The sequence below is a fragment of the Streptomyces sp. NBC_01537 genome (assembly GCF_045040445.1).
GTDB lineage: Bacteria > Actinomycetota > Actinomycetes > Streptomycetales > Streptomycetaceae > Actinacidiphila.
The window spans coordinates 3387362-3405686 of record NZ_CP109392.1; the positions used below are offsets into that span (position 1 = coordinate 3387362).

The 18325-nt window shown below is 73.0% G+C and carries 14 protein-coding genes; 5 read left to right on the top strand and 9 right to left on the bottom strand.

Translation table 11 applies throughout. The features are described 5' to 3' along the window. The first annotated feature begins 45 nt into the window (after positions 1–45). Positions 46–288, top strand: coding sequence for a mycoredoxin (locus tag OG607_RS15400; RefSeq protein ID WP_405723570.1), 243 nt, complete (start codon positions 46–48; stop codon positions 286–288). 5 nt (positions 289–293) lie between these two features. Here OG607_RS15400 and nudC read toward each other — a convergent pair whose 3' ends face one another. From nudC to OG607_RS15425, 5 genes are all read right to left on the bottom strand, one after another. Beyond that, entirely contained in the window at positions 294–1238 is a 945-nt protein-coding gene (nudC, locus tag OG607_RS15405) for an NAD(+) diphosphatase (RefSeq protein ID WP_405723572.1), read from the bottom strand. Between the two features lie 5 nt (positions 1239–1243). Further along, on the bottom strand, positions 1244–2674 hold the full coding sequence (locus OG607_RS15410) for a dipeptidase (RefSeq protein WP_405723574.1): 1431 nt from the start codon (positions 2672–2674) through the stop codon (positions 1244–1246). A gap of 10 nt (positions 2675–2684) precedes the next feature. Further along, positions 2685–6044, bottom strand: a complete 3360-nt coding sequence (locus OG607_RS15415; RefSeq protein ID WP_405723576.1) for an ATP-dependent helicase — start codon at positions 6042–6044, stop codon at positions 2685–2687. A 73-nt stretch (positions 6045–6117) separates the two neighbouring features. Continuing rightward, positions 6118–9378 carry an ATP-dependent helicase gene (locus OG607_RS15420; protein WP_405723578.1) on the bottom strand — a complete coding sequence of 1087 codons (3261 nt, stop codon included), beginning with the start codon at positions 9376–9378 and terminating at the stop codon, positions 6118–6120. Between the two features lie 204 nt (positions 9379–9582). Next, a complete protein-coding gene (locus tag OG607_RS15425; RefSeq protein WP_405723579.1) occupies positions 9583–9972 on the bottom strand; it encodes an MGMT family protein in 390 nt (129 codons plus the stop codon). Positions 9973–10211: 239 nt separating this feature from the next. On the opposite strand from OG607_RS15425, the gene OG607_RS15430 reads away from it, so the two are divergent. Both OG607_RS15430 and OG607_RS15435 read left to right on the top strand, forming a co-directional pair. Beyond that, positions 10212–12923, top strand: a complete 2712-nt coding sequence (locus OG607_RS15430; RefSeq protein ID WP_405723581.1) for a flippase-like domain-containing protein — start codon at positions 10212–10214, stop codon at positions 12921–12923. Positions 12924–13009: 86 nt separating this feature from the next. Continuing rightward, positions 13010–13333 carry a glutaredoxin domain-containing protein gene (locus OG607_RS15435; RefSeq protein WP_405723583.1) on the top strand — a complete coding sequence of 108 codons (324 nt, stop codon included), beginning with the start codon at positions 13010–13012 and terminating at the stop codon, positions 13331–13333. Here OG607_RS15435 and OG607_RS15440 read toward each other — a convergent pair. After that, positions 13323–14063 (bottom strand): GNAT family N-acetyltransferase, encoded by a 741-nt coding sequence (locus OG607_RS15440; RefSeq protein ID WP_405723585.1) that lies wholly within the window; start codon positions 14061–14063, stop codon positions 13323–13325. The two genes, OG607_RS15435 and OG607_RS15440, sit on opposite strands and share 11 nt — an antisense overlap. Before the next feature lie 24 nt (positions 14064–14087). Beyond that, a complete protein-coding gene (locus OG607_RS15445) occupies positions 14088–15155 on the bottom strand; it encodes an ATP-dependent DNA ligase (protein WP_405723587.1) in 1068 nt (355 codons plus the stop codon). A 57-nt stretch (positions 15156–15212) separates the two neighbouring features. On the opposite strand from OG607_RS15445, the gene ligD reads away from it, so the two are divergent. Beyond that, a complete protein-coding gene (gene ligD, locus OG607_RS15450; RefSeq protein ID WP_405723589.1) occupies positions 15213–16238 on the top strand; it encodes a non-homologous end-joining DNA ligase in 1026 nt (341 codons plus the stop codon). A 232-nt stretch (positions 16239–16470) separates the two neighbouring features. On the opposite strand, the gene OG607_RS15455 is transcribed toward ligD, so the two are convergent. Next, the gene (locus OG607_RS15455; protein WP_405723591.1) at positions 16471–16776 is read right to left on the bottom strand and encodes a hypothetical protein; all 306 of its coding nucleotides are present in this window, start codon (positions 16774–16776) and stop codon (positions 16471–16473) included. A gap of 215 nt (positions 16777–16991) precedes the next feature. Here OG607_RS15455 and OG607_RS15460 point away from each other — a divergent pair, with 215 nt between their 5' ends. Beyond that, a complete protein-coding gene (locus OG607_RS15460; protein WP_405723592.1) occupies positions 16992–17846 on the top strand; it encodes a glycerophosphodiester phosphodiesterase in 855 nt (284 codons plus the stop codon). Between the two features lie 17 nt (positions 17847–17863). Here the strand turns inward: OG607_RS15460 and OG607_RS15465 are convergent, their stop codons facing one another. Next, a complete protein-coding gene (locus tag OG607_RS15465) occupies positions 17864–18325 on the bottom strand; it encodes a MarR family winged helix-turn-helix transcriptional regulator (protein ID WP_405723594.1) in 462 nt (153 codons plus the stop codon).

The following is an 18325-nucleotide window of genomic DNA, read 5'->3' on the forward strand; positions in this document are numbered from 1 at the left end:
CGTTCTCCAGACCGATCGGCCATCTGACCTTAGGAGCGAACAGCGATGTCGGGCACTGTGACGATGTACAGCACCACCTGGTGCGGCTACTGCCGTCGGCTGAAGAGCCAGATGGAGCGCGAGGGCATCGCGTACAAGGAGATCAACATCGAGCAGGACCCGGAGTCGGCGAAGTTCGTGGAGCAGGTGAACAACGGCAACCAGCTGGTCCCGACGCTGCTGTTCCCCGACGGGTCCGCGCTCCCCAACCCGTCGCTGGCCCAGGTGAAGCAGAAGCTCGGCGTCTGACCCCGTCAGAACTTGTCCGTCGTCGGCAGCGGCCGGCCGTACCAGAGCTCGATGAGGCGGGCGGCGATCGAGATGCCGTAGGGCGCGAGCACCTCGCCCGCCTCTATGGCCTTGCGGTACTCCTCGCGGGAGAACCAGCGGGCCTCGTGGATCTCGTCGCCGTCGACCTCGATGTCGGAGGACGTGGCGCGCGCCATGAAGCCCAGCATCAGGCTGGAGGGGAACGGCCAGGGCTGGCTGGCGACGTACGAGACCGAGCCGATGGTGACGCCCGCCTCCTCGGCGACCTCGCGCACCACGGCCTGCTCGATGGACTCGCCCGGCTCGACGAAGCCGGCCAGCGTGGAGAACCTGCCCTCCGGCCAGTGCACCTGGCGGCCCAGCAGGGCGCGGTCCTCGGCGTCCGTGACCAGCATGATGACCGCCGGGTCGGTACGCGGGTAGTGCTCGGCCCCGCAGGCCGGGCAGCGGCGGATGTGGCCCGCGGCGGCGATGACGGTGCGCTCGCCGCAGCGGGAGCAGAAGCGGTGCATGCGCTGCCAGTTCTCCAGCGCGACCGCGTGGACCATCAGCGAGGCCTCGTCGGGCGGCAGCAGTCCGCCGACCTCGCGCAGCCCGGCGGGTCGCTCGTCGGCGTCGATGCGGCCGGGCAGGGCGTCCTTCTGGAGCGCGAAGTAGCGCACGCCGTCCTCGTCGATGCCGAGGAAGTAGCGGTGCGCCTCGGTCGGCGGCGCGTCGAAGGACGGCGTCATGACCAGCCGCGGGCCCTCGTCCGTGTCCTCGACCAGCACCTGGCCGCCGGAGACCACGAAGACCCGGGTCGTCGGGTGGCTCCAGGCCGCGGCCAGCCACGCCTCGTCGAGGCGGTGGTGCGCGGCCCGGTCCAGGCCCGGGTGGGCGAGCGCCAGCGGCCGTCCCGTCGTGTCCGGTACGAGCCCTGTGCCGTTCATCCCGTTCAACTCTGCCGCCAACTCCCCGTTGTATGTGCCTCGGCGAGATCGCTCCACAGGTAAGCGGAGGTCTCCACGCCCTTCATGAGCAGGTCGATCTCGACCTTTTCGTTCACTGAGTGCCAACCGTCAGAAGGCACCGAAATTCCCAGGAACAGCACCGGAACGTCCAGTACGTCCTGCAGATCCGCGGCCGGACCGGAACCGCCCTCGCGGGTGAACCGGATCTCCGTACCGAATGCCCTTCCCATCGCCCGCACCACCGACTCCAGCGCCGGGTGGTCCAGCGGCGTCAAACACGGGCGGGTCGCGCCCCAGAAGGTGATCTCGTGCCGGATGCCCGCGCCCGCCGGGAGGCGGTCCGCGACCCACTGCGCGACCAGCTCCTGGATCCGGTCCGTGTCCTGTCCGGCCACCAGCCGGAAGCTCAGCTTCAGATGTGCCGACGCCGGCACGATGGTCTTACCGCCCGGGCCCTGATAGCCGCCGTAGATTCCGTTCACCTCGGCCGTCGGCCGGGCCCAGATCCGCTCCAGCGTGCTGTGGCCCGCCTCGCCGACGGCCGCGTACGACTTCGCGGTGCGCAACCACTCCGCTTCGTCGAACGGCAGCTGCGCGATCAGCTCGCGCTCCCGGTCGGTGAGCGGTACGACGCCGTCGTAGAAGCCCGGGATGCTGACGCGGTGATCCGCGTCGTGCAGCGCCGCGACCAGGCGGGCGGCCTCGGCTGCCGGGTTGGGCACCGCGCCGCCGAACGAGCCGGAGTGGATGTCCTGATCCGGGCCGTGGAGGTCGATCTGGCAGTCGGCCAGCCCGCGCATGCCGGTGCAGACGGTCGGGGTGTCCGCCGACCACATGCCGGTGTCCGACACGATGACGGCGTCGCAGGCGAGACGGGCCGAGTGCTCCTTGATCAGCGCCGGGAAGTTCGGCGAACCGGACTCCTCCTCGCCCTCGATCAGCAGCTTCAGATGCACGGCGGGGGTGCTGCGGCCGGTGGCGGCGAGGTGGGCCCTGACCCCGAGTGTGTGGAAGAACACCTGGCCCTTGTCGTCCGCCGCGCCGCGCGCATAGAGGCGGTCGCCCTTCACGGTGGGGTTGAACGGGTCCGTGTCCCAGCCGTCCGTACGGTCGGCGGGCTGCACATCGTGATGCCCGTACACCAGGACCGTCGGCGCGTCCGGGTCGGCGGAGGGCCACTGCGCGAAGACGGCGGGCGCGCCCGGTGTGTCCCAGATCTCGACCACGGGGAACCCGGTTTCGCCCAGTTTGGCCGCGAGCCACGTCGCGCTCGCGCGCACATCGGCGTTCCGGTCCGGGTCCGCCGAGACGGAGGGGATGCGCAGCCAGTCGGCCAAGTCATCGAGAAACGCGGCCTTGTGGGCCTCGATGTACGTACGGACGCTACGGACGGCGCTGTCCGGGGTCGTGCTCATGGAACCGAGCCTATCCGGCCCGGCGGGCCGCGTTCGCATCGCCCGTCAGCAGCAGCTCCAGCGCCGCGCGGTCCGGGAGGTCCGCAGGGCGGACGACCTCGCCCGTGCGGACGTAGAGGAAGGCGGCCGAGACCCGGTCGAGCGGAAGCTGCCGCTGCTCGGCCCACGCGAGGCGGTAGACGGCCAGCTGCAGGGGATCCGCGGAGGGGGCGCGGTTGGTCTTCCAGTCGACGATTTCGTAGGCGCCCTCGCCGTCCCGGTACACGGCGTCGATGCGGCCCCGGATGACGCGCCCGGCGAGGGCGAGCTGGAAGGGGACTTCGACGCGGAAGGGCGTGCGGTCGGCGTAGGGGGTGGCGAGGAAGGCGTCCTTGAGGGCGGCGAGGTCGCGTTCGTCGGCGATCTCGTCGTCGCCTTCGAGGCCGGGGAGGTCTTCGGGGGCCAGGAGGGGCAGTTCCTCGAAGCGGGACTCCACCCAGGCGTGGAAGCGGGTGCCGCGGCGGGCGGCGGGCTGGGGTGGACGGGGCATGGGGCGGGCCAGGTCGCGGGCGAAGGCGTCGGGGTCGGCGGCGAGGCGCATGAGCTGGGAGGCGGTGAGGGCGGCGGGGAGCGGGACGTCGCGGACGGTGGCGCGGGCGCGGCGCAGTTCGCCCGCGAGGGCGTCGAGGTCGCGGTCCCAGGAGGCGATGAGCCGGGCCTCCTCGGGGACGAGCGCGGAGCGCGGCGCGGGGACGTGCTCGTGCGCCGGTGCGGGCTCCGGGTCCGGTTCGAACTCCGGGTCCGGCTCCGCGTACCAGTCGTCCTCGTAGCCGTAGCCGTCCTCGTAGTCGTACTCCTCCTCCGGGGGCGGCGGGGGCCAGTCCGGGTCTTCGGCGTAGGCGTCCGCCTGCGCCGGGGCGTCCAGATGCGCGAGCACCGTCTTCGCGGCCTGGCGGCGGCGCTCCAGGGCGATCGGGTCGAGCGGCAGCGGCCAGGCGTGGTCGGCGCCGAGGGCCAGCGAGGGGTTCTCGGCGTCCTCGGCGGGCGGCTCGGCCCAGTGCTCGATCTCGCCGTGGCCGGCCTCGCAGTGCGCGCGCAGGGCGTCGAGGAAGGCGGAGGGGCCGAAGGGCTTCTTTTGGGTCGGGCCCCACCAGTGTCCGGAGCCGAGCAGCAGGGAGCGCGGCCGGGTGAAGGTGACGTAGCCCAGGCGCAGCTCCTCGACCCGGTTGTGCTCGGCCATGGCCTCGCGGAAGCCGTCGAGCCCGGCCTTGGTCCACTCCTCGACCTCCGGCAGGGTCGCGGCGTCGCCGCGCAGGCCGTGCGGCAGCACCTTGGCGTTGGTGGCCCACAGCTCGCGGCCGCGCTCGCTCGGGAAGCCCTTGCGTACGAGACCGGGGACGGCCACGACATCCCACTCCAGGCCCTTGGACTTGTGGGCGGTGAGCACCTTGACCGTGTTCTCGCCGCCGGGCAGCGAGCTGTCGAGGCCTTTTTCGTACTGCGCGGCGGTGTGCAGGAACCCGAGGAAGGCGAGCAGCGTCGCATCGCCGTCCAGGGAGGCGAAGTTGGCGGCGATGTCCATGAACGCGTTGAGCGTCTCGCGCCGCCGCGCGGCAAGCGCGTGCGGCGATGCCGACAGCTCGACCTCCAGCCCGGTGACGGCCAGCACCCTGTGCAGTACGTCCATGAGCGGATCGGCGAGCGCCCTGCGCAGGTCGCGTATCTCCGCCGCCATGCGCGCGAAGCGCACCCGTGCCTCGGGGGAGAACGGCAGCCGGTCCTCGGGCTCGCCCTCCAGGAAGGTCTCCAGCGCGTCGGCGAGGGAGATCACCTCCGCCGGGTCCGTGCCCTCCACGGCCGCCGCGAGCCGGTCCTGCGCATCGCCGCGTCCCGGCACCAGCAGCCGCGCCCGGCGCCCCAGCAGGGCCAGGTCGCGGGCGCCGATGCGCCAGCGAGGGCCGGTGAGCAGCCGTACGAGCGCGGCGTTGGCAGTCGGGTCGTGCAGCACCTCGCACACCGCGACCAGGTCGGCGACCTCGGGCAGATGCAGCAGCCCCGACAGGCCGACGACCTCCACCGGGATGTCCCGCTCGACGAGCGCGGCGTGGATGTCGGCGAAGTGGGAGGTCGTACGGCACAGCACCGCGATCTCGCCGGGCTCGGTGCCGGTCCGTACGAGGTGGGCGATCGAGTCGCCGATCCAGGCGATCTCGTCGGCCTGCGTGGGCAGCAGCGCGCACCGCACCACGCCGTCCCGCTCCGCGCCCGGGGCCGGGCGCAGCGCCTCCACGCCCTCGTGGCGGGCCCGCAGTTCGGCGGCGAGGCCGTTGGCCAGGTCGAGCAGGCGGCCGCCGCTACGGCGGTTCTCGGAGAGGGAGAACCGGCCGGCCGGGGCGCCGTCGGCGCGGGGGAAGTGCAGGGGGAAGTCGTCGAGGTTCGCCACGGACGCGCCGCGCCAGCCGTAGATCGCCTGGCAGGGGTCGCCGACGGCGGTCACGGGGTGGCCGGTGCCGCCGCCGAACAGCCCGGCGAGCAGCAGCCGCTGCGCGACGGAGGTGTCCTGGTACTCGTCCAGCAGCACGACCTCGTAACTCTCGCGCAGGATCCCGCCCACCTCGGGGCGCGTCCCGGCCAGCGTCGCCGACAGCGCGATCTGGTCGCCGAAGTCCAGCAGGTCGCGGCGCCGCTTCTGCTCCCGGTACCCGGCCGCCAGCCCGGCGAGGTCCAGGCGTGCGCGGATCGCCGTCTGTACGTCCTTCGCCCAGGCGAAGCCGCGCTTGGCGGGGTCGATCCCGCCGAGGCGCTCCGCCAGTTCCTCGTCATGCGCGCGCAGGCCGTCCAGCGGCACCAGGTGCTCCGCCAGCTCGCCCTCCAGCGCGAGCAGATCGCTCACCAGCGTCGGAATGCCCTTCGTCAGCGCCGGGAACGGGCCGGGCGCGGCCCGCAGCACCTGGGCGGCGAGCTGGTAGCGCGTCGCGTCCGCGAGGAGGCGGGCCGTGGGCTCCAGGCCTATGCGCAGGCCGTGCTCCTTCAGCAGCTGCCCCGCGAAGGCGTGGTAGGTCGAGATCTGCGGCTCGCCCGGCGCGTGCTCCGGATCGGCGGGGTCGGGTTCGGTGACGCCCGCTTTGAGCAGGGCCTTGCGTACGCGCTCCGCGAGCTCACCGGCCGCCTTGTTCGTGAACGTCAGCCCGAGGACCCTGTCCGGCTCGACCTGGCCCGTGCCGACCAGCCACACGACCCGGGCCGCCATGACGGTCGTCTTCCCCGATCCGGCTCCGGCCACGATGACCTGCGGGGCGAGCGGGGCGGTGACGCAGGCCAGCTGCTCCGGGGTGAACGGGATGCCGAGCAGCTCTTTGAGCTGCTCGGGGTCGGAGAGTCGGGAAGGCACGGGAGTGAGGCTATCGGGCGGCTCTGACAGTGGGCGGCCGCGCGACGGGGTCGGGCAGGGTCGCTGGATCCGGCTACTCCACCACGTGCCGGCCCTCCGGCCGCGCGCTGCAGGACGACCGGAAGGCGCAATGCGCGCAGTGCTGCCCCGTCGCGGGCGTGAAGCGCTCGTCCAGCACCCGCCCGGCCGCCCCCGCCAGCAGGTCCTCGACCCACTCCCCCGCCAGCGGCTCCTGGGCCTGGACGGCGGGCACCGCGTCGCCGCCGTCCCGCTTCGCCGCCCCCAGCCGCAGCTGCACCAGCTCGGCGCCGCCCAGCGGGGGCCGTTCGTCGCCGAACAGCGAATCGACGGCTCCCTCGCGCACGGCGAGCTGGTAGACGGCGAGCTGGGGGTGGCGGGCGACCTCGGCCGCCGTCGGTTTCGACCTGCCCGTCTTGAAGTCGACGACGTACGCGCGCCCTTCGCCGTCGGTCTCGACGCGGTCCATGCTGCCGCGGATCCGCACTTCGACGTCGCCCGCGTTCAAGGTGACGTCGAAGGCGTGCTCGGTGCCGACCGAGGACCGGTCACCGCGTTCCATGACGTGCCAGCGCAGGAACCGCTCCAGGGCCGCGCGGGCGTTCTCCTTCTCCTGCCTGGACTTCCAGGGGGCGTCGAAGACGAGCGCGTCCCAGACCGAGTCCAGCCGCTCCATCAGCACGTCCAGATCGGCGGCGGTCCGTCCGGAGGCGACCTCGTCGGCCAGTACGTGAACCACGTTGCCGAAGCCCTGGGCCGCGGTGGAGGGCGGCTCGGCCTTGACCTCCCGTCCGAGGAACCACTGCAGGGCGCAGGTGTTGGCGAGCTGGTCCAGCGCGCTGCCGGAGAGGGCGACGGGGTGGTCGCGGTCGCGCAGGGGGACGGCGGAGCGGGTGGGCTCGTACAGGCCCCACCAGCGGTCGGGGTGGGCGGCGGGGACGAGGAGGTGGCCGCCGTCCTCGAGGGAGGCCAGCCGGGCGAGGCGCTGGGCGGCTGCGTCGCGCAGGGCGGGAGAGGCGGCGGGGTCGACGGTGGTGGCGCGCAGTTCGGCGACGAGGGCGGCGACGGACAGGGGCCGGCGGGGGCGCTGGGTCACGTCGATGGGCTCGACGCCGAGCTCGGTGAGGAAGCGGGAGGGCTGGTCGCCGTCATCGGCGGCTGCCTTGACCGCCGTCACGACGAGCCGCTCACGCGCGCGCGTGACGGCCACGTAGAAGAGCCGGCGCTCCTCGGCGAGGAGCGCGCCCGGGGAGAGCGGTTCGGCGAGGCCGTCGCGCCCGATGCGGTCCGCTTCCAGCAGGGAACCGCGCCTGCGCAGGTCGGGCCAGAGCCCGTCCTGGACACCGGCGACGACGACGAGCCGCCACTCCAGACCCTTCGAGCGGTGCGCGGTCATCAGGCGCACGGCGTCCGGACGGACCGCGCGCCGGGTGAGGACATCGGCGGCGATGTCCTGCGCATCGAGCTCTTCGAGGAAGTTGAGGGCGCCGCGGCCGCCCGTACGCTCCTCTGCGCGTGACGCCGTTTCGAACAGGGCGCACACCGCGTCCAGGTCCCGGTCCGCGTTGCGCCCGGCGGCGCCGCCCCGGGCGGCGGACCGCTCCAGGCGGGCGGGCCAGGGGGTGCCGTCCCACAGGGCCCACAGGGCGGCTTCGGCGGTGCCGCCGTGCGTCAGCAGCTCGCGCGCCGTGCGCAGCAGCGTGCCGAGGCGCTGTGCGCCGCGCGCGTACGCGGGGTCGTGGGCGACGAGCCGCTCGGGCTCGCTCAGCGCCTCGGCGATGAGTACGTCGGAGGGCCGGGGGACGGCCTGGCCGGCGGCGCGTTCCTCGTCGCGCAGGGCGCGGCCGAGGCGGCGCAGGTCGGAGGCGTCCATGCCGCCCAGCGGTGAGCCGAGCAGGGTCAGGGCCTCGTCCACGGCGAGGGCGGACTCGTCACGCGCGCATGCGCGCAGTGCGAGGAGCAGCGGGGCCACCGCGGGCTCCTGGTGCAGCGGCAGGTCGTCGCCGTCGACCTCGACGGGGACGCCGGCGGATGTGAGCGCCCTGCGCAGGCCGGGAATGGACCGGGCGCCGGCGCGCAGCAGGACGGCCATGTCGTTCCAGGGGACGCCGTCCTCCAGGTGGGTGCGGCGCAGCAGGTCGGCGATGCCGTCGAGTTCGGCTCCGGGGGTGGGATAGGTGCGCACCGACAGGGCGCCGCCGTCCCGTACGGGGCGCAGTTCGCGGTGGGCGCGGACGGCGGCCGCGGGGAGCCGGGTGAGCGGCATGCGCGTGGTGAGCAGGCGGGTGGCGGCGAGGAGGCGGGCGCCGGAGCGGCGGGAGACGGTGAGGACGCGTACGTCGGCCGGGCGGCCGTCCCGGCGCGGGAAGGCGTCGGGGAAGTCGAGGATGCCGTTGATGTCGGCGCCGCGGAAGGCGTAGATGGACTGGTCGGGATCGCCGAAGGCGACCAGGGTGCGCCCGCCGCCCGCGAGGGCGTGCAGCAGCCGGACCTGGGCGGGGTCGGTGTCCTGGTACTCGTCGACGAAGACGGTCTCGTACTGGGTGGCCAGGACGCGCGCGACCTCGTCCCGCTCGGCGAGCAGCACGGCGCGGTGCACCAGCTCGGCATAGTCCAGGACGCCCTGGAGGTCGAGGACGTCCAGGTATTCGGCGAGGAAGACGGCCGCCGCCCGCCAGTCCGGCCGTCCCGCGCGGGCCGCGAAGGCGGCGAGCGCTCCCGGGCCGAGGCCCAGCTCGCGGCTGCGGGCGAGCACGGCGCGGACCTCGTCCGCGAAGCCACGGGTGGTGAGGGCGGCGCGCAGCTCGTCCGGCCAGCGGTTCTTGGGGCGGCCCTCCCGTTCCAGTTCGAGCTCGCCGGCCAGCAGTTCGCGTACGAAGACGTCCTGCTCGGGTCCGGACATCAGCCGCACCGGGTCGGCGAACAGCTCGGGGTCCTGGTGGGCGCGGAGCAGGGCGTAGCAGAAGGAGTGGAAGGTGGTGGCCACCGGCGGGACCGCCTGGTTGCCCATGCGCGCGGCCATGCGGTCCCGCAGCTCGACCGCGGCCTTGCGGCTGAAGGTGAGGACGAGGATCCGCTCCGGGTCCGTCCCGCGCCGCACCCGCTCGGCGACCGCCTCGACCAGGGTCGTGGTCTTGCCGGTGCCGGGCCCGGCCAGCACGAGAAGCGGGCCTGCCCGGTGATCGACCACGGCCCGCTGGGCGGCGTCCAGCACAGGGGGCGTCACAGGTGCGGGCGGGGTCCGCAACAGCCGGTAACCGCCGACCGGCGTGCCCGTCCCCCGGTACTGCGATCGGGTGGTGGAGGAGGTGGTCACGTGGTTCGCCGGTTCTGTGTGTGCCTGTTCAGGTTGCGGTCGGGTGCCGACGGTACGCGACCTGCGGCAAGATCACGGGCTGCTCCCGCCGCTTCCCCGGGGCGTCCCGCACGGATACGTCCTACTCCGTACGGACGGCCCGTCGCATGGACGGGGTCCGGATGGCGGAAGCTGGATGGTGTGAGCGTCGTCGTGCACCGGTCCTCAGTCCCCGTCTCCGGACGCGGTCCCGTCCTCGGGTCCGTCCCCGGAGCCGTCCCAGCGGGCCTGTCGCATGTCCAGCCGCGGTATGTGCCCCTGCGCGGCCCGGGACGCCACACGCAGCGGCGTGCCCTCCTCCTGGTAGTGGCCCAGGGCCTCCAGCTCATGGCCCGGAAGGAAGCCCCCGTCCGAGCGCACCACACGCCACCACGGCACGGCGCCGCCGTACAGCGCCATGACGCGCCCCACCTGCCGGGGGCCGCCCTCCCCCAGCCACTCCGCGACATCCCCGTACGTCATCACCTTGCCGGGCGGGATCCCCTCGGCGGCCGCGAGCACCCGCTCCGCGTACTCCGGGAGCTCCGGGACCTCCGGCAGTTCGTCTGCGCTCACCCCTCACATCCTGCCGCAGACCACCGACAACGGGCCTCGGCACCCGGCGCGACGGCGCCCCGAGGGCGCGCGGAACGAGCAATTGCCCCCTCGTGCGCCCACTCGCGCACGCCTCGTGCCACCATCTTCCGGGGCGGTGACTGGTGATACGAGATCAACGAGCGACATCCGACGAACACGACGCGGGGGCGAGCGACGCCCCCCGCGCACCTTCGCCTGCCCCCGCGGGCGACCCCGGCGTGAACGGCCACGCCGCTCCGGAGCCGGCCAAGGACCCGGACCCGGGCCAGGATCCGGGCCAGGACCAGGATCAGGGCCAGGCCCAGAACCCGGACCCCGACAGCCCGGACCCCGGCTGCCCGGAGCCCGGCTGCCCGGAGCCCGGCGAAGGCGCCCCGCACCCGGATCCCGTCGCCCGGGACGAGCCGATCCTGCCCGCGCGCGTGCACCGGCCCGTCGACCTGATGCGGTTCCTGTTCGGCATGCTGGGCATCGCCATCGTCCTGGGCATCGCCGGCTTCGCGCACGCGACGACCTCGGGCGTCGAGCAGGACATCGCCGACGGGGCTACGCACGCGCCGGACGCCCTGATCGCGTTCGCCGGGTTCACGGCGAGCGTGGCGGTGCTGATCGTGCCCGTGGCCTTCGCGGTCGAGCGGCTGATCAAGCGGGACGGCCTGCGCATCGCGGACGGCGTGCTCGCGGCCGTCCTTGCGCATGGCGTCTCCCTGGCCACCGACCTGTGGGTCTCCGACGCCGCCCCCGCCGCCATCCGCGACGCCCTCACCCGCGACGCGCCCAGCGGCGGCATCACCGACCCCGTCCACGGCTATCTGGCGCCGGTCATCGCGTACATGACGGCCGTCGGCATGGCCCGCCGCCCCCGCTGGCGGGTCGCCCTGTGGGCGGTCCTGATCCTGGACGCCTTCGCGGTCCTGGTCGGCGGCTACACGACACCGTTCTCGATCATCACGACCGTCCTGATCGGCTGGACCGTCGCGTACGGAACGCTCTACGCCGTCGGCTCGCCCAATGTGCGCCCCACCGGCCAGAACCTCCTGGCCGGCCTGCGCCGCGTCGGCTTCGCGCCGCTGACCGCCGTACGGGCCGAGGAGGAGTTCCCCGAGTCGCCGGACTCCGAGCGCGGCCGCCGCTACATCGTCACCCTCGAAAACGGCCCCCTGCTCGATGTCACCGTCGTCGACCGCGAGCAGCAGGCGCACGGCTTCTTCTACCGCGTATGGCGCCGTCTCGCGCTGCGCGGCATCAACCAGAGACGCAGTCTGCAGTCGCTGCGCCAGGCGCTGGAGCAGGAGGCGCTGCTCGCGTACGCGGCCATCGCCGCCGGGGCGAACGCCCCGAAGCTGATCGCCACCTCCGAGCTGGGCCCGGACGCCGTGATGCTGGTCTACGAGCACATCGGCGGCCACCCGCTGGACGCGCTGCCCGACGAGGCGGTGAGCGACGACCTGCTGCTGGGCGCCTGGGAGCAGGTCAAGGCCCTGCAGTCGCGCCGCATCGCGCACCGCCGGCTGGTCGGCGAGTCGCTGCTGGTGGATCGTTCCGGCACGGTCTTCCTGACCGACCTGCGGGGCGGCGAGATCGCCGCCGGCGACATGATCCTGCGGATGGACGTCGCGCAGCTGCTGACCACGCTGGCGCTGCGGGTCGGCCCCGAGCGCGCGGTGGCCTCCGGCGTGGCCGTGCTCGGGCCCGACATGGTCGCGGACTCGCTGCCGGTGCTCCAGCCGATCGCTCTGAGCCGTACGACCCGGGCCATGCTCAAGCAGCTCGCGCGCGAGCGGGCGCAGCGCCAGCGCGAGGCCGTGCTCGCCGCGACCAGCGCCAAGGCGGCCGCGACCGAGGCCGTGGACGGCAAGCCTGCGGACCCGAAGGCCCAGAAGCGGGCCGAGCGCAAGGCGATCGAGGCCGCGCTCGACGAGGCCCGCGAGGAGGACCTGCTCTCCCGGATCCGCCAGGAGATGCTGCTCATCCGCCCGCAGGCCCCGGTCGAGCCGGTCCGGCTGGAGCGCATCAAGCCGCGCACCCTGGTCACCTTCATCGCGGGCGCCATCGCCGTCTACTACCTGCTCTCCCAGATCAGCCGCGTCCCCCTCACCGACGCCATCGCCGAGGCCAAGTGGGGCTGGGCGGCGGTCGCCCTCGTCGCCTCCGCGCTCAGTTACGTGGCGGCGGCGTGCTCGCTCGCCGGCTTCGTCCCCGAGCGGCTGTCCATGGTGAAAACGGTCATGGCGCAGGTCGCAGGCTCCTTCGTCAAGCTCGTCGCCCCGGCCGCGGTCGGCGGCGTCGCCCTCAACACCCGCTACCTCCAGAAGTCCGGCGTCCGCCCCGGCCTCGCCGTCGCCAGCGTCGGGGCCTCCCAGCTCGTCGGCCTCGGCTCCCACATCAGCCTGCTGCTCGTCTTCGGCTACATCACCGGCACCGAGAAGACCCCCTCCCTCTCCCCCTCCCGCACCGTCATGGCCGGTCTGCTCACCGCCGGCGTCCTGGTCCTGGTGGTCACCGCGATCCCGGCGCTGCGCAAGTTCGTCTCCACCCGGGTGCGCTCCCTCTTCGCGGGCGTCATCCCGCGCATGCTCGACGTCCTCCAGCGCCCCGCCAAGCTCATCACCGGCATCGGCGGCACCCTGGCCCTCACCTTCGTCAACGTCATCTGCCTCGACGCCTGCGTACGCGCCTTCGGCGGCAGCCTCAGCTACGCCAGCGTCGCGGTGGTCTTCCTCACCGCCAACGCCGTCGGCTCCGCCGTTCCCACCCCTGGCGGCGTCGGCGCCATCGAGGCCGCCACGACCGCTGCCCTGGTCCTCGCCGGGCTCGGCAACGACGTAGCCACGCCCGCGGTGCTGCTCTTCCGGCTGCTGACCTTCTGGCTCCCGGTGCTGCCGGGGTGGCTGTCGTTCACGCACCTCACCCGAAAGGGCGCGCTGTAAGGAGACAATGACGTCGGCCCATCTCCGACAAGCCGATACGCCGATACGCCGATACGCCGACGATCCGACAAGCCGCGAGGGGAAACATGTCCACGCAAGCCGATGAGGTGGTCGTGTACACGCGGCCCGGTTGCCCGTACTCCATGCTGCTGCGGCTCGGGATGCGCCGTACCGGCCTGCAGCACACCGAGGTCGACATCTGGCAGGACCCGGAGGCGGCGGCCTTCGTCCGCTCGGTCGCGGACGGGAACGAGACCGTGCCGACCGTGACCATCGCCGGCACGGCGATGGTGAATCCGTCGACGCAGCAGGTCATGGCGGCCGTCGCACAGCACGCTCCCCACCTGCTGCCCGCGTCCGACGCCAAGCCCCGGCGGCTGGGACTGCGCCGCCAACCGCCTAGCGAGTGAAGACGTGGGAGCGGCCGATCGGGGTGAATCCCCGGCGGGCGTACCAGGTATGGGGCCAGTCCTCGGCGTCGGCCATGAGGAAGAAGAGGTCGCACGAGCGCGCGGCAAGCCGCAGGGCGGTGGCGAGGACGGCGTCCGCGTGGCCGCGCCGGGTGTGGGCGTCGGCGGTGACGAGGTCCTCGATCTGGCCGATCCGCTGGTCCCCGTCGAGGTAGAGATCGGCCCATGAAGCGATCGTGCCGTCCTCGGCACGGGCGGCGATGAAGCGGACGTCGGCGGCGCCGCGACGGCGGGCGGTGCGGCGCTCCGCGAGCTGACGGACCACGTCCTGCGACGCGTTCGGCATCCAGACACGCAACTGCCGGGTGACGGCGGGCAGCAGGTCGTCGAGGGCGACCTCCTCCGCGGAGCCCCCGGTCTCGGCCCCAACCCCCGAGTACGTCATGACGAGTTCGGCCTCGTGCTCGTAACCCGCCGCTGTCAGCAGGGGCGCGCAGGCGGTGCCGACGGCGTCGTCGAGAACGGTGATCCGGCGGTGGGGAAGCGCGCGGGCGAGCAGCCGGGAGGGAGACGGGCTGCCGTCGACTACCAGCTGATTGTGCTCGTGGGAGGCCGCGTAGTCCGGATCCAGGACCGTCATGCAGCCCTCGGACTCCCTGACTTCGGCCGCCTGGCGCCGGGCGAAGGAAGCACGGAATGCGGCTGTGCGCCGGAGATCCGAAGCTGACATGCGGTCAGTCTAGGACGGCACGTCTTATTCGCTGTCAGGGAAGATGCCGGCCAGGTCGTAGCCCACCGGCTCCTCCAGCTGTGCGTAGGTGCAGCCGGCGGGGTCGCGGTCGTCCCGCCAGCGGCGGAACTGCGCGGTGTGGCGGAAGCGGTCGCCCTGCATGTGGTCGTACGCGACCTCCACGACGCGCTCCGGCCGCAGCGGCACCCACGACAGGTCCTTGCCGGCGCTCCAGCGGCTCTGGGCGCCAGGCATGCGGCCGGTGGCCTGGGCTTCGGCCTCGGCCCAGTCGGCCCAGGGGTGGCCCTCGACGGTGGGCATGCGCAGCGGTTCGAGCTCCTCGACGAGGGCCGCACGGCGGGCCATGGGGAAGGAGGCGCAGACGCCGACGTGCTGGAGCCGGCCCCCGGCGTCGTACAGGCCGAGGAGGAGGGAGCCGACGACGGGGCCGGACTTGTGGAGGCGGTAACCGGCGAGGACGCAGTCGGCGGTGCGCTCGTGCTTGACCTTGATCATGACCCGTTCGTCGGGGCGGTAGCCGAGGTCGGGGCGCTTGGCGATGACGCCGTCGAGGCCGGCGCCCTCGAAGCGCTCGAACCACTCCTGGGCGAGCTCGATGTCGGTCGTGGCCGGGGCGATGTGGATGGGCGGCGGTGCGGAGCCGAGGGCGTCGACGAGGGCCTGACGGCGCCAGGTGAGGGGGTCGGCCATGAGGGACGCGTCGCCGAGGGCGAGCAGGTCGAAGGCGATGAACGAGGCGGGGGTGCGCTGCGCGAGCAGCCGTACGCGGGAGTCGGCGGGGTGGATGCGCTCCAGGAGGGCCTCGAAGTCCAGCCGTCCGGCGGTCGCGATCACGATCTCCCCGTCGACGACGCAGCGCGGCGGCAGCCCGGCTTTCGCGGCCTCCACCAGCTCCGGGAAGTACCTGGTGAGCGGCTTGCCGGTGCGGCTGCCGATCTCGACTTCGTCGCCGTCGCGGAACACGATGGCCCGGAAGCCGTCCCACTTGCCCTCGTAGAGCATGCCGGGCGGGATCTTCGCCGCGGATTTCGCCAGCATCGGCTTCAGCGGTGGCATCACCGGAAGGTCCATGAGCCCGATTTTGCGCCCACCGGGCGCCGCCCGCGCGCCGGGCCTACCGTTGGCCGCATGGGAGAGGCTGTCGAGCTGACCGTGGGAGAGCGAAAGGTCCGGCTGTCGAACCCGGGGAAGGTGTACTTCCCCGAGCGCGGCTGGACCAAGCTGGACGTGGCCCAGTACTACATCGCGGTCGGCGACGGGATCCTGCGCGCGCTGCGCGACCGGCCGACGACGCTGGAGCGGTATGTGAACGGGGTGGAGGGCGAGTCCTTCTTCCAGAAGCGGGCGCCGAAGAACCTGCCCGACTGGATCCCCACCGGCCGGATCCGCTTCCCGAGCGGCCGGTACGCGGACGAGATCTGCCCGACGGAACCGGCCGCGGTGGTGTGGGGGGCCAATCTGGGCTGCCTGACCTTCCATCCGTGGCCGGTGCGGCGAGCGGACCTGGAACACCCGGACGAGCTGCGCATCGATCTGGACCCGCAGCCCGGCACCGGCTACCCGGACGCCGTGCGAGCCGCGCACGAGCTGCGCGCTCTGCTGGAGGAACTCGGCCTGCGCGGGTGGCCCAAGACCTCCGGGGGGCGCGGGCTGCACGTCTTCGTGCCGATCTCGCCGGAGTGGGACTTCACGCAGGTGCGGAGGTCGGCGATCGCCATCGCGCGGGAGCTGGAGCGGCGGATGCCGGAGCAGGTCACCAGCAAGTGGTGGAAGGAGGAGCGGGGCGAGAAGATCTTCGTCGACTACAACCAGACGGCCCGCGACCGCACCATCGCCTGCGCCTACTCCATCCGTCCGCGCCCGCACGCCCCCGTCTCCGCCCCGCTGCGCTGGGACGAGGTGCCGGACGCCCGCCCCGAGGACTTCGACCTCGGGACCATGCCCGGGCGCTACGCCGAGGTCGGCGATGTGCACGCGGGCATGGACGACCCGGCGGCCCTGTGCCGCCTCGACGCCGTACTGGACCTGGCCGCGCGCGACGAGCGCGAGCACGGGCTCGGGGACCTGCCCTATCCGCCGGACCACCCGAAGATGCCGGGTGAACCGCTGCGGGTGCAGCCGAGCCGGGCGAAGCACAGGCCGCCGCAGGAGTGACGCGCTTACGACCTGGGGGGCAATAGGGAGTGGATTGAGGAGCGGCGTCCGGTGCGGTCGGTCGCAAGGCGCCGGAAGGCCCTTGTAGCGGAGCTACCAGGGCGTTTTGGCAACGCGGCGAGCGGCCGTGCCGGTCGTCGCGACGCCGCTCCCTATTGCCCCCCAGGTCGTTACGCCAAGGGCGCCCGGCAGGAGCTGTGCCGGGCGCCCTTGGCATGGGTACCAGCGGTGGTCAGTGGTGGTTCCACTGGTTCCACTGGTGGCCCTGGTGCCCGTGGTCGTCATGACCGTCGTGGTTGTTCCACTGGTCGTGACCCCAGTTGCCGTGGCCCCAGTCGTCGTTGTCGTTCCACTGGTCGTGGCCCCAGTTGCCGTGGTCCTGGCCATGGTCGTGGTCCTGGCCGTGGTCGCACGGACGGTTGTGGCTGGGGCGGCCGTGGTCGTTGTCGTGCGCCATGGCGGGTGCCGCGGAGCCGACAAGCGCCGTGAGGGCCGCGGCGCCGACAGCACCGGTGGCGAGCAGACGACGGATGCGCATGGGTGTCTCCCTTTGAGAGCGCGAACAGGTCACTTCACAGAGTTACCTCTCGTAACACAATACGCACGTCAGGTAAGCCGAACGGACGCACCCCCGTGTCGCGCCCCCATTGCGACCATCGGCCTCACTCTCCTGGGTGAATCGGATGACCATATTCGGTTCCGGTCTGTCACGATTCGCTCACGTACCGAAGTCGGCAGACATGAGGAGTACGCATGACCGCAATGGGCTCGCTGCTGGCGCTGGCCGTGGCTTTCACCCTCCCCCTCCCGGCGGCGCCCCCCGCGCACGCCGCCTCCGGGCCGGTCATCTACGCGCACCGGGCCGGGGCGGCGTACGCACCGGAGAACACGCTGGCCGCGATCCGCAACTCGCACCGGCTGGGCGCCGAGTGGGTCGAGAACGACGTACAGCGCACGCGCGACGGCCAGTTGGTCGTCATCCATGACGCGACGCTGGCCCGCACGACGAATGTCGAGAAGCTCTACCCCGCGCGCAAGCCCTGGCGGGTCGCGGACTTCACGCTCCGGGAGATCAAGCGGCTGGACGCGGGCAGCTGGTTCAGCAAGAAGTACGCGCGCGAGCGCATCCCCACCCTCGCCCAGTACATGGGGCAGCTCGACCGCACCGGTCAGGGCGTGCTCCTCGAACTGAAGCAGCCGCAGCTCTACCCCGGCATCGAGAAGCAGACCCTCGCCCTGCTGGACAAGGCGGGCTGGCTCGACGGCCCCCACATCGCCGACCGGCTCGTCATCCAGAGCTTCAGCGCCGCCGCCCTGCGCACCACGCACCGGCTGCGCCCGGCCGTGCGGACCGGCTTCCTCGGCAATCCGGCGGTCCGCGAGCTGCCGTCGTACGCGGCCTTCGCCGACCAGATCAACCCGAGCGACACGGCGGTGACCTGGTCGTATGTCGACGCCGTGCACCACACGCGCGGGCCGCACGGGGTGGACATGCGAGTCAACACCTGGACGGTCGACGACACGGTGTGGGCCACGACGATGGCCGGCCTCGGGGTCGACGGCATCATCACCAACCGGCCGGACGTCATCGAGAGCGCGGTCGGATAGCCACACCGCACCAGGCCCTAGCGGGCCGCCTGATGTTCGCGGACCCGGCCCATCAGCCGCACGAGCTGCGCCCGTTCGTCCTGCGACAGCGGGGCCAGCAGCTCATCCTGGACCCGGTCCAGAACCGGGTCCAGCCGCCGTAGTTCCGCCACGCCGGCCGGGGTGATCGCGACGACGTTGCGGCGCCGGTCGTCGGGGTCGGGGGCGCGCTCGGCGAGCCCGGCGGCGGCCAGTTCATTGACGGCGGCGACGATGTAGCTGCGGTCGACGCCGGTGCGGCGGCTCAGCGAGGCCTGGCTGGCGGGGCCGAACTCCTCCAGGGCGGCGAGCAGGGCATAGCCGTAGCGGATGCCACCGGCGGAGCCGAAGGCCTCGGCCATCATGCGGTGCACATGGGCGGCGGTCTGGGTGATCAGCCAGCTGGGGCGGCCGGTGAGCCGGGCGGGGGCGGCGGCTGCGGCGGTGGGGGTCACGTCCAT

Bases quoted from the DNA above. Each gene is read 5' to 3' on its own strand.
- OG607_RS15400 (WP_405723570.1), top strand. From the start codon at position 46: ATGTCGGGCACTGTGACGATGTACAGCACCACCTGGTGCGGCTACTGC.
- OG607_RS15410 (WP_405723574.1), bottom strand. From the start codon at position 2,674: ATGAGCACGACCCCGGACAGCGCCGTCCGTAGCGTCCGTACGTACATC.
- OG607_RS15465 (WP_405723594.1), bottom strand. From the start codon at position 18,325: ATGGACGTGACCCCCACCGCCGCAGCCGCCGCCCCCGCCCGGCTCACC.
- OG607_RS15445 (WP_405723587.1), bottom strand. From the start codon at position 15,155: ATGGACCTTCCGGTGATGCCACCGCTGAAGCCGATGCTGGCGAAATCC.
- OG607_RS15460 (WP_405723592.1), top strand. From the start codon at position 16,992: ATGACCGCAATGGGCTCGCTGCTGGCGCTGGCCGTGGCTTTCACCCTC.
- OG607_RS15435 (WP_405723583.1), top strand. From the start codon at position 13,010: ATGTCCACGCAAGCCGATGAGGTGGTCGTGTACACGCGGCCCGGTTGC.
- nudC (WP_405723572.1), bottom strand. From the start codon at position 1,238: ATGAACGGCACAGGGCTCGTACCGGACACGACGGGACGGCCGCTGGCG.
- ligD (WP_405723589.1), top strand. From the start codon at position 15,213: ATGGGAGAGGCTGTCGAGCTGACCGTGGGAGAGCGAAAGGTCCGGCTG.
- OG607_RS15455 (WP_405723591.1), bottom strand. From the start codon at position 16,776: ATGCGCATCCGTCGTCTGCTCGCCACCGGTGCTGTCGGCGCCGCGGCC.
- OG607_RS15440 (WP_405723585.1), bottom strand. From the start codon at position 14,063: ATGTCAGCTTCGGATCTCCGGCGCACAGCCGCATTCCGTGCTTCCTTC.